11 protein-coding genes are annotated in these 14,209 nt (G+C 63.2%); 5 read left to right on the top strand and 6 right to left on the bottom strand.

Annotation, left to right across the window (positions count from 1 at the left end):
* Positions 1-18 precede the first annotated feature (18 nt).
* A complete protein-coding gene (glcC, locus tag C2L64_RS41360; RefSeq protein WP_007737420.1) occupies positions 19-885 on the bottom strand; it encodes a transcriptional regulator GlcC in 867 nt (288 codons plus the stop codon).
* Positions 886-1,018: 133 nt separating this feature from the next.
* Here glcC and glcD point away from each other — a divergent pair, with 133 nt between their 5' ends.
* The 3 genes from glcD to glcF are packed head-to-tail and all read left to right on the top strand — an operon-like array spanning position 1,019 to position 4,843.
* The gene (gene glcD / locus C2L64_RS41365; RefSeq protein WP_007577380.1) at positions 1,019-2,518 is read left to right on the top strand and encodes a glycolate oxidase subunit GlcD; all 1,500 of its coding nucleotides are present in this window, start codon (positions 1,019-1,021) and stop codon (positions 2,516-2,518) included.
* Positions 2,518-3,585, top strand: coding sequence for a glycolate oxidase subunit GlcE (gene glcE, locus C2L64_RS41370; protein WP_007577381.1), 1,068 nt, complete (start codon positions 2,518-2,520; stop codon positions 3,583-3,585). Before glcD ends, glcE begins: the two co-directional genes overlap by 1 nt.
* A 13-nt stretch (positions 3,586-3,598) precedes the next feature.
* Entirely contained in the window at positions 3,599-4,843 is a 1,245-nt protein-coding gene (glcF, locus tag C2L64_RS41375; RefSeq protein WP_007577382.1) for a glycolate oxidase subunit GlcF, read from the top strand.
* Positions 4,844-5,810: 967 nt separating this feature from the next.
* Here the strand turns inward: glcF and C2L64_RS41380 are convergent.
* Together C2L64_RS41380 and C2L64_RS41385 are read right to left on the bottom strand one after the other, a co-directional pair.
* Positions 5,811-7,160, bottom strand: a complete 1,350-nt coding sequence (locus C2L64_RS41380) for a type II toxin-antitoxin system HipA family toxin (RefSeq protein WP_007577383.1) — start codon at positions 7,158-7,160, stop codon at positions 5,811-5,813.
* Between the two features lie 2 nt (positions 7,161-7,162).
* Entirely contained in the window at positions 7,163-7,411 is a 249-nt protein-coding gene (locus C2L64_RS41385) for a helix-turn-helix domain-containing protein (protein ID WP_007577385.1), read from the bottom strand.
* A 211-nt stretch (positions 7,412-7,622) separates the two neighbouring features.
* Between C2L64_RS41385 and C2L64_RS41390 the strand changes: the two genes are divergently transcribed.
* Together C2L64_RS41390 and C2L64_RS41395 are read left to right on the top strand one after the other, a co-directional pair.
* Positions 7,623-8,570: a chemotaxis protein gene (locus C2L64_RS41390; RefSeq protein WP_007577388.1), complete on the top strand. Its 948-nt coding sequence runs from the start codon at positions 7,623-7,625 to the stop codon at positions 8,568-8,570.
* Between the two features lie 237 nt (positions 8,571-8,807).
* Positions 8,808-11,540 (top strand): helix-turn-helix transcriptional regulator, encoded by a 2,733-nt coding sequence (locus tag C2L64_RS41395; RefSeq protein WP_007577390.1) that lies wholly within the window; start codon positions 8,808-8,810, stop codon positions 11,538-11,540.
* A gap of 19 nt (positions 11,541-11,559) precedes the next feature.
* Here the strand turns inward: C2L64_RS41395 and C2L64_RS41400 are convergent, their stop codons facing one another.
* From C2L64_RS41400 to phaP, 3 genes are all read right to left on the bottom strand, one after another.
* Complete coding sequence (locus C2L64_RS41400; protein ID WP_007577392.1) at positions 11,560-12,840, bottom strand: DUF445 domain-containing protein; 1,281 nt, start codon at positions 12,838-12,840, stop codon at positions 11,560-11,562.
* Positions 12,837-13,670 (bottom strand): poly(3-hydroxyalkanoate) depolymerase, encoded by an 834-nt coding sequence (gene phaZ / locus C2L64_RS41405; protein WP_007577394.1) that lies wholly within the window; start codon positions 13,668-13,670, stop codon positions 12,837-12,839. Before phaZ ends, C2L64_RS41400 begins: the two co-directional genes overlap by 4 nt.
* Before the next feature lie 75 nt (positions 13,671-13,745).
* Positions 13,746-14,171, bottom strand: coding sequence for a TIGR01841 family phasin (gene phaP / locus C2L64_RS41410; protein WP_007577396.1), 426 nt, complete (start codon positions 14,169-14,171; stop codon positions 13,746-13,748).
* Between the last annotated feature and the right edge of the window lie 38 nt (positions 14,172-14,209).

Raw genomic sequence — 14,209 nt, forward strand, 5'->3', positions numbered from 1 at the left:
CGCCGAAGCAACGAGCGCTTACTTCCACCCTTCGAGCCTGAGCGTCGCCCGCACCAGTCGCTGCTCTTCCTGTTCGATTTCCTGCAGGCTTTCGCGCACGCCGTCGATGTGATCCGCAGCGGCCCGATAGGCCTGCTCGGGGAGCTTGCCCGTCACCGCGTTGTAGAGCCGCGCATGCTGCCGGTCGATTCGCTTGCGATGCGGCTGCCGGTGATAAAGATTGTTCACGGACGCGAACACCGAACTCAGCAGCAGTTCCGTCAGCGAACGCAGCGTATGCACGAGCACCGGGTTATGCGACGCCTCGCAGATCGCGAGATGGAACGCGTGATCGAGGCGCGCATGCGTCGCCGGATCGGTTTCGGAATTGTGCGCGGCGAGCATTTCCTCGTAGCGGCGCGTGATCATCATGTAGTCGGCGGGCGTGCCGCGCAACGCGGCCAGACGCGCCGACTCGGCTTCGAGCATGCCGCGCACTTCGAACAGGTCGTAGAGCGTGCGCGGCTGAGAAGCGAGCAGATGCATTAATGGCGATTGCGGTGGCTGCGCAGTCAGGTTCGCGACGAACGAACCCTTGCCGTGCGCCGTTTCGATGATGCCCCGCGCGCGCAGCAGCTTCAGCCCTTCTCGCAAAGCCGTTCTCGATACGCCGAGCTTGTCCGTCAGGCGACGCTCCGATGGCAGCGCCTGCCCCGACCTCAGCACGCCGTCGACGATCAGCCTCTCGATGCGCTCCGCGACCACATCGGCAATCTTGCGATCGGACTGTTTTGCGGGGTTCTCCGGGTCTGAAATCACTGGTATGACCACTTGTCGAACAGGTTCTGGATGCGGTCGATGATAACGCCAATTGCCATTCCACGCCTGCTTCAGCGCATCCTGCATGGTTTCGGGGAAATTGAAAAACTGGTACGACCACTCGCCGCGTCCATCGACAGCGAAACACGAAACGGGAACAATCGGCGGCAACACAGATATGCGGCGCGCGATAGAGCACGTGCGCCCACGGAGACGCCCCATGAGCTACGCCTACGACGAACGGATCGACGGCCCGCTTCCCTCGCATGACAAGGCCGCGCTGGTCGCCGAGCTTCAGCGTCTCGTGCCCTCGATGCAACTTTTGCACGACAAGGAAGATCTACGCCCATTCGAATGCGACGGCCTCGCCGCGTATCGCACGACGCCAATGATGGTCGCGCTGCCCGATTCGATCGAACAGGTGCAGGCGCTGCTGAGATTCGCAGCGGCGCGCAAGGTGCCCGTCATCGCGCGCGGCGCGGGCACGGGTCTGTCGGGCGGCGCGCTGCCGCTCGAACAGGGCATCCTGCTCGTGATGGCGCGCTTCAACCGCATCTTGCATATCGACCCCGAGGCATCGATTGCGCACGTGCAGCCTGGTGTGCGCAATCTCGCGATCTCGCAGGCGGCGGCGATTCACGGCCTCTACTACGCGCCCGATCCCTCGTCGCAGATCGCCTGCTCGATCGGCGGCAATGTCGCCGAGAACGCGGGCGGCGTGCACTGCCTGAAATACGGCCTGACCGTGCACAACATTCTGAAGCTCGAAGTGCTGACCATCGACGGCGAGCATCTGACGATCGGCTCCGAAGCGCTCGACTCGCCCGGCTTCGATCTGCTCGCGCTGCTGACGGGCTCCGAAGGCATGCTCGGCATCGTCACGGAAGTCACAGTCAAGCTGCTGACCAAACCGCAAAGCGCGAAGGTGCTGCTCGCGAGCTTCGACGATGTCGAGAAAGCGGGCGCGGCCGTCGCGCAGATCATCGGCGCGGGCGTGATTCCGGGCGGCCTCGAAATGATGGACAACCTCGCGATCCGCGCCGCCGAAGACTTCATCCACGCGGGCTATCCCATCGATGCCGAAGCGATCCTGCTGTGCGAACTCGATGGCGCGGAGTCGGACGTGCAGGAGGACTGCGATCGCGTCGGCGCAATACTGCGCGAAGCGGGCGCGACGGGCATCCGCATTGCGAAGGATGAAGCCGAACGCCAACGCTTCTGGGCCGGGCGCAAGAATGCGTTTCCCGCCGTGGGGCGTATCTCGCCGGACTACTACTGCATGGACGGCACGATTCCGCGCCGGGAACTCGCGCGCGTGCTGCGCGGCATCGCGGAGCTGTCGAACGAATATGGTCTGCGCGTCGCGAACGTTTTCCATGCAGGCGACGGCAACATGCATCCGCTGATTCTCTTCGACGCCAATTCGCCCGGCGAAATGGAGCGCGCCGAAACGCTCGGCGCGAAGATTCTCGAACTGTGTGTCGAAGTGGGCGGCAGCATCACGGGCGAGCACGGTGTCGGACGGGAGAAGATCAATCAGATGTGCGTGCAGTTCAGCAGCGAAGAACTCACGCTGTTCCATTCGCTGAAGGCCGCTTTCGATCCCGACGGCCTGCTCAATCCGGGCAAGAACATTCCCACGCTGCATCGCTGCGCCGAACACGGTGCGATGCATATTCATCACGGCAAGCTGCCGTTTCCCGAACTGGAGCGCTTCTGATGCGACGCGAATTCGATTCGATGGATGACAGCGCGCGCCTCGTCGCGCAAGTGCAGCGCGCGATCGCACAGCACACGCCGTTGCGCATTCGCGGCAGCGACAGCAAGCGTTTTCTCGGCCGCGAGGTGCAAGGCGAAGAACTCGACACGCGCTCGCATCGCGGCATCGTCGCGTATGACCCGACCGAGCTCGTGATCACCGCGCGCGCCGGCACGCCGCTCGTCGAACTGAATGCCGTGCTCGATGACGCGGATCAGATGCTGCCGTGCGAGCCGCCGCTTTTCGATAGCAAAGGCACGCTTGGCGGCGCGGTCGCGACTGGCCTTTCAGGTCCACGCCGGCCGTGGGCGGGATCGATGCGCGACTTCGTGCTCGGCTGCCGCGTGATTACGGGCGACGGCGATCATCTGCGCTTCGGCGGTCAGGTGATGAAGAACGTGGCGGGCTACGACTTGTCGCGTCTGCTCGCGGGCAGCTTCGGTTCGCTGGGCGTGTTGACGGAAGTGTCGCTGAAAGTACTGCCGAAACCGCGCGAGCGTCGCAGCTTCGCGCTCAAGCTCGGCGCCGATGAAGCGATGCGCGAACTGTCGGCATGGCGCAAGGCCGCCCTGCCTGTGAGCGGCGCATGTTATGTCGATGGCAGGCTGTATGTGCGGCTCGAAGGCGGAAGCGGATCGGTGAAGTCGGCCGTGGACCGGATCGGCGGAGAAGAAATCGACTGTGCGTTCTGGGATGCTCTGCGCGATCATCAGTTGCCGTTCTTCGCGGACACACGTCCGTTGTGGCGTTTGTCGCTGCCGAATGCGACGCCGTTGATGCAATTGCCCGGCGATGCGCTGCTCGACTGGGCGGGTGCGCAGCGCTGGCTCAAGAGCGATGCTGCCGCCGCTGAAATCCGGCGACTTGCGCATGCGGCAGGCGGTCACGCGACCTGCTTCACGCCGTCGCCCGATCGCGAGCCGTTCCAGCCGCTCGCCGCGCCGCTGCTGCGCTATCAGCATCAATTGAAACGCCGCCTCGATCCGAGTGGCGTGCTGAACCCTGGCCGACTGTACGCCGATATCTGAAGCGAGCGCGATCATGCAAACGAATCTCGACTCTCACGCGAAAGCCCTGCCCGATGCAGCGGAAGCGGAAAGCATCCTGCGCTCGTGTGTCCATTGCGGCTTCTGCAATGCGACGTGCCCGACGTATCAACTGCTCGGCAATGAACTCGACGGGCCGCGCGGGCGCATCTATCTGATCAAGCAACTGCTCGAAGGCGAAGCTGTCAGCGACAAGACGCAACTGCATCTGGATCGATGTCTCACGTGTCGCAATTGCGAAACGACGTGTCCGTCGGGCGTTACGTATCACCGGCTGCTCGATATCGGGCGCGCTGAACTCGAGCGGCGTGTGGCGCGGCCCGTCGGCGAGCGGCTGACGCGCAAGGGATTGCGTACGGTGATTCCACGGCCTGCTGTGTTCGATGCGCTGCTCAAGACGGGGCGCGCTTTGCGGCCGTTGTTGCCTGCCAGCGTGCAGATGAAGATTCCGGCGCGTGCCGCCGTGCCGGCGAAGGCGCGTCCTGCGTTGCGTCATGCGCGTCGCGTGCTGATGCTCGAAGGTTGCGTGCAGACTTCGTTGTCGCCGAATACGAATGCGGCTGCGGCGCGGGTGCTCGATCGGCTTGGGATTAGTGTGATGTCTGTTCGCGAAGCGGGTTGTTGTGGTGCGACTGACTATCATCTGAATGCGCAGGATGCCGGGCTTGATCGGGCGCGGCGTAATATCGATGCATGGTGGCCTGCGATCGAAGCCGGTGCCGAAGCCGGTGCCGAAGCCGTCGTGCAGACGGCAAGCGGCTGCGGCGCGTTCGTGAAGGAATATGGGCATCTGTTGCGCAATGATCCGCTTTATGCGGCGAAGGCCGCGCGGGTAAGTGCGATGGCGCGCGATCTCGTCGAGGTGCTTGCTGTGGAGCCGCTCGATGCATTGCTGCCCGCTGATGATGCCGTCGCGATGCGTGTCGCGTTTCACTGTCCTTGTACGTTGCAGCATGCGCAGAAGCTCGGCGGCGCGGTGGAGAGTGTGCTGTCGCGGTTAGGGTTCGATCTTGCTGCTGTGCCCGATGGGCATTTGTGCTGCGGCTCTGCGGGGACGTATTCGATTACGCAGCCTGAGCTTGCGCAGAAGTTGCGCGATAACAAAATGGCTGCGCTTGAAAGTGGCAGGCCGGATGTCATCGCGACCGCGAATGTTGGTTGCCAGATGCATCTGGATGGCGCTGGCAAGACGCAGGTGCGTCACTGGATCGAGTTGGTCGAGGAAGCTCTGGATGCGTAAGGGTTTTGGCTACGCCCTGTAGATAGGTTCTAGTCGTGCGCCTCGGCGCTTTTGCGGGCATCCGCGAGGTGGTGTTTGCTGTGTAAGCGGTTTGGTTTTTTTGCCTTCGCGCTGGCATCCGCGTTTTGCCATCGTGCTTCAGGCGTCGCCCCTGTGCGGGGCGGCACCTACTTTTCTTTGCCGCCGCAAAGAAAAGTAGGCAAAAGAAAGCGGCTAACACCGCCAGTTCTTGTATTTGCCTGAGGGTCCCCAACCGGTCCCGCACTTCACACGGCAATCACGTGACCCACGTTCGTTGTCAACGCTCTTGCGGTGCGCCTCACCCGCTTCACGCACCCGTGCTTCACCATGCCGTGCCAGATATTCTACGGCCGCCAAGGTGGCAAACTGTGTGTAGGCCGTAGTACCTCACACACCTCACTTCGGACCGATAGCACATGCGTTCCACCCTGTAAGAGCGCTACCCTATACGACGCGACAACCTACACACAGTTTGCCACCTGGGCGGCACATACCATTCGCTGCCGCTGGCCCGAGTACGGGTATTCGAAGCGGGTGAGGCGCACATTCAAAGCGTTGGCAACGCACGCAAACAGAAAGGCTGCCGTGTGAAGCGTAAGACCCTGTAGGGGCCCTCAGGCAAACACAAGAACTGGCGGTGTTAGCCGCTTTCTTTTGCCTACTTTTCTTTGCGGCGGCAAAGAAAAGTAGGTGCCGCCCCGCACAGGGGCGACGCTTGAAGCACGAAGGCATAACGCGGATGCCAGCGAAAAGGCAAAAAACCAAACCGCTTGCACAGCAAACACCACCTCGCGAATGCCAGCGCAAGCCAAAGCAAACCACACTTCACACCCCCACGTCGCCGCGCGCGAAATCAAATTTCCAACGTTCTTCAGCGGCAAACTGTGTGTAGGCCATCGCGCCGCATAAGCACCACTTCGGATCAAAAAGCGCGGGCGCGCCGCGTTCAAATGCCCGGCGGCATCGCCGCGAGCCGTTCCGCGGATGTCCGCAGCCCGTCGAAGATGCGTTCCGCCACGCGCTCGGGGAAACCTTTCGGTAGCGCGGCGGCGACCGTTTCTATGGCGGCGGGCGTTGCGTCGATCAGTCGGCCTATCAGCGGCTCGGCGTCGGGACCGTAGAAACAACGTGACGCCATCGCGTTGAAGTTGCGGCGCTGGATGTCCTTCATCAAGTAGTGCCGGTTCTTGCCGGCTACGGCCATCGCGAGCTTTGCCTTGTGCCAGGACCATTGGTTGCCGCCGTCACCTTCGACCGGCCAGATCGACATGATGTCGTACAGCGGCGTCAGCGCGTAGCGCCCGCCCGGCATCAGATGCACGCTGAAGTTTTTCGCGTGGCCGTCCGGCGCGGCGAGCATCCAGAACAGAATCTGCGCGCTGAGGAAGGTCTCAAGGTCGGCGTCGGGCCGCTCCGATTGACGCAGCACGCCCGCAATGTCGATCATGCCGGGGCCGCCATCCGCTTCATATCGCTGATGCGACGGCTTGCCGAGTACCTGGCAAAAGTCCTCCTGCGGTAGCCGCAAGATCCATTTCTTCGAAGGATGAAGCCGCCGATCGAAGCGTTCGACGGCCAGCACCTTCTGTTCGCCAAAGTTCAGGATCTCGGCATTCGGCGCGGGCAAGCCGAACGCCCTAAACAACGCGAGACATAGCCATTCGTTTTCAACGGACGTCGTCCAGTCCGCCTTCTTGTTGCCGACGAGCCCGAGCGGCAACTTGAAGATGTGCGTCGTGGGCGTTGCGCCGTGTGGGCGCATCCACTTTTTCTTGTGCCATAGAAACGCGGTCTTTTCCTGCGCGCCCGCTAGCGAGATGCGAAAGTCGTCGTATTCGTCGTCGCGCCCCGCTCCCGGACCGCCCGACGCAACCGTGCGCGCGAGCATCTCCGCGATCTCGTCGTCCGACATCGCCGTGCCTTCGATACGGTCGAATCCTTCCGGTTGCGCGTCCTCGGCAAGCAGTTGCGCCGCGCCCACGCAATCCCGGCCGATGGCTTCGAGCAGGTCGAAGGCGTCGGCGGTGGCCGTCCTGAAGCGGGTGGCAAGTCGCCGGCGGATCGGCTCACTGTCGGGCAGCAGATTGTCGAAGTAGTTGCGCACGCGCTCGCCGCGCAACGGCGCATCGTCGATGCCGAACGGCAGCGAGAGCGACAGCGGCCTCCCGGCAGGCGATGCCATCCAGTCGCGGTCGTACTGAAACTCCATGTCGCCGCGCGATGGAATGCGCCATGTGCCCACGCGCAGACCATTGGTCCACACCGACAGCGCGCGCGCATGAGACGGGCGGCCCATGGCTACCAGTTCTCCTGGGTCGGCGCCGCGCTGGCGGGCCGTGTCTGCACGCTCAGTTCGAGGCCGTACATGGCCAGCAACGCGAAAAGTTGCTCCGATGTGATCGAGTCGGGATTGAGTTCGATCGCGGAGAGCCGGCTTTGGCTCAAGCCCACGCGCGACGCGGCCTGGGCCTGCGAAAGCCCTTTCGCGCGCCTTGCAGTGCGCAGGATCTGGCCAAGCTGGTGCGGATTGAGCAACGTGCGTTTCATCGCGGGGCGCCTATACGGGTTACCTGTTTGGCAGGTAAATGTATTTTACGCGTATGGCGGGTATTTGCAAATTAGTTGTGTGGCGGGTAAGGGGCAGTGATAAGCGTTACCGGAAGCGTATCGCGGACGTTCATGTTTTCCGCGGCCCCGCCGATATACAAGTGACCGGGAAACGCATGCTTTACGCCCGTGAAACCCACAGAGCCAAGTGATGGACCACCAATCGAATGAAGCCCGCACGACCCTGACCAGTTCAAACCAGTTCGAACTGCTCCTTTTCAGGCTCGGCACCGTGCCGGGCGACACCGCGCACGAGCTGTACGGTATCAACGTGTTCAAGGTCCGCGAAATTCTCACGATGCCGGTCATCACGCCTATCGTTGGCGCGTCCCGCTGTGTGATGGGCGCGGTCAACATTCGCGGGCAGATCATCCCGGTGGTGGACCTGCCGAAGCTTATGGGCTGCGAACCCACTCGTGGCCTGAACATCCTGCTCGTTACCGAGTTCGCCCGCACGACGCAGGGGTTCGCTGTGCAGGAAGTGGACGACATCGTGCGACTGGACTGGAATCAGGTGCTTCCGGCTGAAGCGGCGGCCGGGTCGGGGCTCATCACCAGCATCGCACGGATCGACGGCAACACGGGGGACTCGCGACTGGCTCAAGTGGTTGACGTCGAGCAGGTCTTGCGTGACGTGCTTCCAGCCCATCGGCCGGAACCGGTGGCCCCGGAAACCGCCGCGTTTCAGGTGCCGCCGGGCACCCGAATCCTCGCAGCAGACGACTCCGGACTCGCGCGCACCATGATTCAGCAGGCACTCGGCGACATCGGCGCCGAATGCATCATGGCCAAGACGGGCGAGGAAGCGTGGCAGATTCTCATCAAGCTGGCCGATGAGGCAAAGCGGAACAAAACGCGCTTGCGTGATGCTGTATCGATGGTGCTCACCGACCTGGAGATGCCCGAAGTGGATGGCTTCACGCTGACGCGGCGTATCAGGGCGGACGAACGCACACGGGATATCCCCGTCGTAATCCATTCGTCTCTTACCGGCGCGGCAAATGAGGCGCACGTGCGAAACGCGGGCGCCAACGGCTATGTGGCCAAGTTCCAGGCTGCGGAACTGGCAGAGACCATTCGGGACGCGATCGGCGCGTGATCCGACTGCTAAAAGCATTGGCCGTACGGACATTCTCTTTGGAGTGAAGTGAGCGAAGAACCAACGCGTCAAATAGCTGGCCGAGACTTTGGGCGTATCATTTGTGACTGACATCGATCGACACGCTGGAACTCATCGTGTCCCTGTCGTGACGCAGCGCAATAACCCTGTGCAGTGAGCGCGATCGCATGAACAGGGAATGGCACCCAGGGTCAATCCGAACGCCAGGAGCAGCCGATGCACGTAGCAGAAGCGGTGCCGACCACGAGCCCGCCCCTCTTCCTCGCCACGAAGGTTTATCCGCCGCGCCTACCCGCCGGCCTGATCGACCGGCCACGGCTCGTCGCACTGGCCGACAAGGCCGAATCCAGGCGGCTCACCGTCATCAAGGCGCCCGCGGGGTTCGGCAAGACATCGCTGGCGCTTGCGTGGCTCAATCGGCTCACTGCGAACGGCGCCGTCGTCGCGTGGCTTTCGCTGGACGGCGATGACGACGAACCCGCGCGCTTCTTCCATCACCTGGCGCAGGCCTTGCACAACGCCTGTTCGAATGTCGGCGCGTCCGCGATCAGCCTGACAACCGAGGCGTCGCTCATGCCCGCCCAGTCGATCGGGTCGACGCTGATCAACGAACTGTTCGAGGTCGACGATGAAATCTATCTGTTCATCGACGACTATCACCTGATCGGCCAGCCTGCCATTCACGATGCGATGGCGCACTTCATCGCGAACATCCCGTCGAATACGCATGTCGTGCTCTGCACCCGCACCGATCCGCCGCTGCCGCTCGCGCAGCTGAGCGCGAAGAACGAATTGATGGAAATCGACGCCGCCGCGCTGCGCTTCAACATCGACGAAACCCGCAGCTTCGTCGAACACGAATGCCCAGGCGGCCGGCACGCGGCCGGCATCAAGTCGCTTTTCGCACACACGGAAGGCTGGGCGGCCGCGCTGCGCATTTCCGCGTCGGTACTCTCGCGTGACGGAGGTAAAACCCTTCAGGACATGAGCCCGCCATCCGGCGCATCACGGCCGTTCGCTGCGTACCTCGAAGACATCCTCAGGCGCCTGCCCGCAAAGATGGTCGGGTTCATGCTCCGCACCTCGATACTCGATCGCCTGTGCGCGCCGCTATGCGAAGCCGTCACGGGCATGGCCGCCGGGCAGGACATGCTGGAATCGATCTCCACGCGCCAGCTACTGCTCGAACCGCTCGACATCGAAGGACACTGGTTTCGCTATCACCATCTGATGGGCGAATATCTGCGGCGGCGGCTCGCAACCCACCATCCCGACGAAGTCGCCGGCCTGCATCGGCGCGCATGCCAGTGGTACGCCGACCAGGAGCAATGGACGGACGCAGTCAGGCATGCGATCGCCGCGGGCGACCCGGAACACGCCGTCTCGCTGATGGGCCATTGCGCGATGACGCTCGTCACGAAAGGCGATCTGCTCACGCTGCTCGGCTGGCAACGCCAGTTCCCGGCCCATCTGATGCGCGGGCAAGTCGGGATCACGCTCGCCATCGCATGGGGCATGGCGCTCGCGTTGCGTTTCGACGAAGCGCTGGCGATGCTCGAAGACATCGAGCGTGACGCCGGCGCAGGCAATGACGAAGCCGCCCGTAACATCCGCTGGGAATGCCAGGCGATCCGCTCGGTGATCGCCGGCTTGCAGGACGATGCGCCGCGCGCGCTCGCGATCGCGCAAACGTGTCTCGAACATCCGTCAACCGACAGCTGGACCACCAACGTTGCATCCAACGTGGTGCGCTTCGGGCACTGGAAAGCAGGCAACCTCGGCGCGCTTTACGCGACGCCGTGGATTCCCTATTCGATCGAGGAAGACCAGCGCAACGTGTTCGCGTCCGTCTACCGGCTCTGCCTGCTCGGTCACGCCGAGATGCAACAGATGCACTTCGTGCTCGCGGAACGCTACTTCACCGAATCGATCCGGCTCGCCGAGCGTCATTCAGGCCCGAAGTCGATTGCAGCCGCGCTGTGCGCGCCGATGATCGCGCAAATCTGGTACGAGCAGGGGCGGCTCGACGAAGCCGAAGCGCTGCTCGTCGATCTGATGCCGCTGATCGACCTGGCCGTTCTGCTCGACAGCACGTTTTTCGCCTATCGGGTACTCGTGCGGATCGCCATCTCGCGTGCGAACTTCGAGCACGCCTACGCGCTGCTCGATCATGCGCAATCACTCGGCTATATGCGCGGCTGGGACAGGATGATCGCCGGCGTTCACGTCGAGCGCGCGCGGCTTTATCTGAGGGAAGGCCGGATCACGGAAGCCGCCGCGTGTGTCGTGCAACTGGATCAGCTGGCGGACGCGCGCGCCGCCGCTTCGAAGCCAGTCTCGCCGGAGATCGACACCTTCCGGGCTATCGCAGTGGGTTCGCTGGCGATGGAACAGCGTCGCACCCACGAAGCCGTCGAGTCGATCACGGCCGCATTGCGCAGCGTCGAAAGCCGGCACAACGACTATCTCGCGCTGCGCTTGCGCACCGTGCTCGCGCTCGTGTGGATGCGCGCCAACGATCAGGCCCGCGCCGTCGAGATCTTTCGCGACGTGCTCAATACCAGTCACGACATCTACCGCTCGATCATCGACCAGGGCGCGGCAATCGGCCCGCTGCTGCAAGCAGTGCGCGACGACACGCGCTCCACGTCGACGACGAAGGAGACCGTCGCGTATCTCGACCGTCTGCTGGATGGCTGGCGCGCGCTGCAAGCGCCCGGTGCGAAACCCGCTAGCGACACGGTGCGCGAAGCGTTGAGCGCAAGGGAACGCAGCATCGTCGAACTGATTGCCCAAGGGCAGTCGAACAAGGAAATTGCACGCACGCTCGGCATCTCGCCTGAGACGGTCAAGACCTACGTGAAGAATATTTTCGTGAAGCTGAACGTCGACAAGCGGGCGCAGGCCGTTGCGCGCGCGCAGGCATTGGGACTGGTTGCGGCGGGCTGATGCTGATGCGCGCATCTCGTCACGCGGCCAGCGTGACAGCGTGAATCAGCACACCGACCATCCCGCCGACGAACGTGCCGTTGATCCGCACATATTGCAGGTCGCGGCCGATTTGCACTTCGATCTTGCGGCTGACTTCGTCCGCGTTCCAGCTTTTGACGACCTCGGTGATCAATGCGGATAACAGATGCCGATAGCGCACCACGAGTTCATGCGCCAGCGCGATCCACCACGCGTTGAGCTTGCGCTGGATCGACGGCTCGCGGCCGATGCGCCTGCCAAGCGACACCAGCCCACGCGCCAGCGTGTCGCGCACGGCAGACTGCTCGCGGCCGAGATCGGCGATGACGCGTGTCCGCAGCCAGTCAAGCAGTGCGCGATAGCGGCCGGCACGCCGAAAATGACGAACACAGTCGCGCAGCAGCGACTTGCCAAAGCGGCGATGCGCCGCCGACGTCCGCAACTGTACGATCAGCGTCTGCAAGGCCTCGTCGAACTGAAGGCGCAGCGGATGGTCCGGGCTCGCCGCGACTTCATGCAGCAGCGCAAGAATGCCTTCGATGAACTTACGCACGATGTACGCATCGAGCGGCGCGGGCGTGTACCGCGACGCCTCGCTGAACTTGGCCTTGATCAGGTCAGTGTTGGACGTCAGCCACTTTTCGAGCGCCACGAGTCCATGATCCAGCAGGGGCCGATGCCGGTCGCCTTGCGTGAGCACATCGAGCGCGTCGCCTGCCACGCGGGCGATATCGAGCGTGCGCAACTGCGGCGCCACGACGCGGTCGAACAACCACGCGACGTCGGCTTCATCCATGTCATCGAGCAGTCCCGCGAGCGAGTCCGCGATCACGTTGGTGACGCCGCGGCTGTTCTCCGGCTGCGCGAGCCAGCGCGCGAGCGCCTGCGCCGCGTTGTGGCCGCTCAATCTGCCGATGATCAGCTCCGGCTGCAGAAAATGCTCCTCGACGAAGCTGCCGAGGCTTTCCGCAATGCGCGGCTGATTGTGCGGAATAATCGCGGTGTGCGGCAGCCGCACACCCAATGGATGGCGAAACAGCGCGACGACGGCATACCAGTCCGCGATCGCGCCCGCCATCCCCGCCTCGGCGAACGCACGCGGCCATGCGAGCCACGCGTGATCGGCCTGCCACACGACGCACACCAGCAGCAAGACGCACATCAGCAGGAGCAGCGCCGTCGCCGTTCGCCGCATGCGATTCAGGCCGTGAACCTTGTCGTCTTCGCGTGCGTTGGCCGCTGCCGGCCGCGCGCCCTCACCGCCCACGAAGAAACTCAACTCGCCTCCTGCCGCAGAAACCTGCGCACAACAGGCGCGACTTCATTCGCGCGCGAGATGAGAAAGAGGTGACCGTCGTCGATCACGTAGAGCGTCGCATTGCGAATCCGCGCCGCGAGAATCCTGGCGTTGGTCAGCGGCACGATGGGGTCGTCGCTGCCGTGCATCACGAGCGTCGGCTGGCGCAACGAGCCGAGCCACGGCAGGCTGGTCCAGCCCGATGCCGCGAGCAGTTGATACAGGTAGCCGCGTCCGCGCGGCGGCTGTATGTGCCGACTGTGCGCCTTGAGCAGCGACGGATCGCGCCGGTACGCGCCGCCGTAAATGTCCGCCCCGACTTCCTGCAGATACGCAGGATCGGTATAGCGGCGCGGCCCGATCATCTTCGACAGCACCGACAGCTTGCCCGGCACCATCAGCACGCCCGGCGAAGTGGCCGCAAGGACCAACCGCCGGCAGCGTCGCGGATACAGACGCGCGAACTGCTGCGCGAGCGCGCCGCCCCACGAAACGCCGAGCACATCGACTTCGCCGTCGTGACCGAGGCGCGTCAGCAGCTTGTCGGCCAGCACCGACAACGTCGAAAAGCGGTACGGCACGACGGGCGCTGGCGAACCGCCGACGCCCGGCACGTCGAAGATGATCACGCTGACATCTTCGAGCGCGGCGACGAACGGTTCCACCAGTTCGAGATTCGCGCCGATGCCGTTGAAGATAAGCAGCGGCGGCGATGCGTCGCTGCCCTGCCACGTTGCGACACGCAACGTCTGGCCATCGAGGTCGATCGTCCGGATTTGCATGCTGCAGGCAGATTCAGGGTTTATGTGCATTGTTATCTCCCAAATGTTCGTCTGGATGCGGGTGTCGCATTCGATGCGCCGGCGTACCGCACGCGCTGTGCCGTATTACTTCTTCTTCGGTTGAAGCAGCGTCTTCAGCTCTTCGACACGCTCGGCGACACGCTTGGTCACGACAGCGACGCTGTCCGACTGCGCGCGATAAGCCGTGTCCGCGAGGTCCTGCACATCGACGAGCGCTTTGTGCAGCGTTTGCTTGACCGTATCACCCGCGCTGGTGATGGACTGTCCGCCCGGCTGCGTGAACCGCGCGACGAACGCCTGCAGTTCTCCCAGCGACGTACGAAGGATGTCCGACTGTTTTTGCGCCAACGACTGCACACCTGCCAGCGCGGTCGTGTTGGCTTCCGCGATCGCCTCGATATCCTTGCGGCGCGATTCGACCATCGCGCTGATATCGAGGCCGGGCAGCTTGAACTGTCCGAAGAGCTTCGTGTACTCGGTGAAAATGCTGTTCTTGCTGGTCGATTCCATCGTCAATACTCCATAGGGACTGCGTTAAAGAAAAGTGT

The sequence above is a fragment of the Paraburkholderia hospita genome, assembly GCF_002902965.1.
Classification (GTDB): domain Bacteria; phylum Pseudomonadota; class Gammaproteobacteria; order Burkholderiales; family Burkholderiaceae; genus Paraburkholderia; species Paraburkholderia hospita.

What these genes read in the sequence shown, in the direction of transcription:
- glcE (WP_007577381.1), top strand. Translation starts at nt 2,518, where the DNA reads ATGCGACGCGAATTCGATTCGATGGATGACAGCGCGCGCCTCGTCGCG.
- phaP (WP_007577396.1), bottom strand. Translation starts at nt 14,171, where the DNA reads ATGGAATCGACCAGCAAGAACAGCATTTTCACCGAGTACACGAAGCTC.
- glcF (WP_007577382.1), top strand. Translation starts at nt 3,599, where the DNA reads ATGCAAACGAATCTCGACTCTCACGCGAAAGCCCTGCCCGATGCAGCG.
- C2L64_RS41380 (WP_007577383.1), bottom strand. Translation starts at nt 7,160, where the DNA reads ATGGGCCGCCCGTCTCATGCGCGCGCGCTGTCGGTGTGGACCAATGGT.
- C2L64_RS41385 (WP_007577385.1), bottom strand. Translation starts at nt 7,411, where the DNA reads ATGAAACGCACGTTGCTCAATCCGCACCAGCTTGGCCAGATCCTGCGC.
- C2L64_RS41395 (WP_007577390.1), top strand. Translation starts at nt 8,808, where the DNA reads ATGCACGTAGCAGAAGCGGTGCCGACCACGAGCCCGCCCCTCTTCCTC.
- C2L64_RS41390 (WP_007577388.1), top strand. Translation starts at nt 7,623, where the DNA reads ATGGACCACCAATCGAATGAAGCCCGCACGACCCTGACCAGTTCAAAC.
- glcC (WP_007737420.1), bottom strand. Translation starts at nt 885, where the DNA reads ATGCAGGATGCGCTGAAGCAGGCGTGGAATGGCAATTGGCGTTATCAT.
- glcD (WP_007577380.1), top strand. Translation starts at nt 1,019, where the DNA reads ATGAGCTACGCCTACGACGAACGGATCGACGGCCCGCTTCCCTCGCAT.
- phaZ (WP_007577394.1), bottom strand. Translation starts at nt 13,670, where the DNA reads ATGCACATAAACCCTGAATCTGCCTGCAGCATGCAAATCCGGACGATC.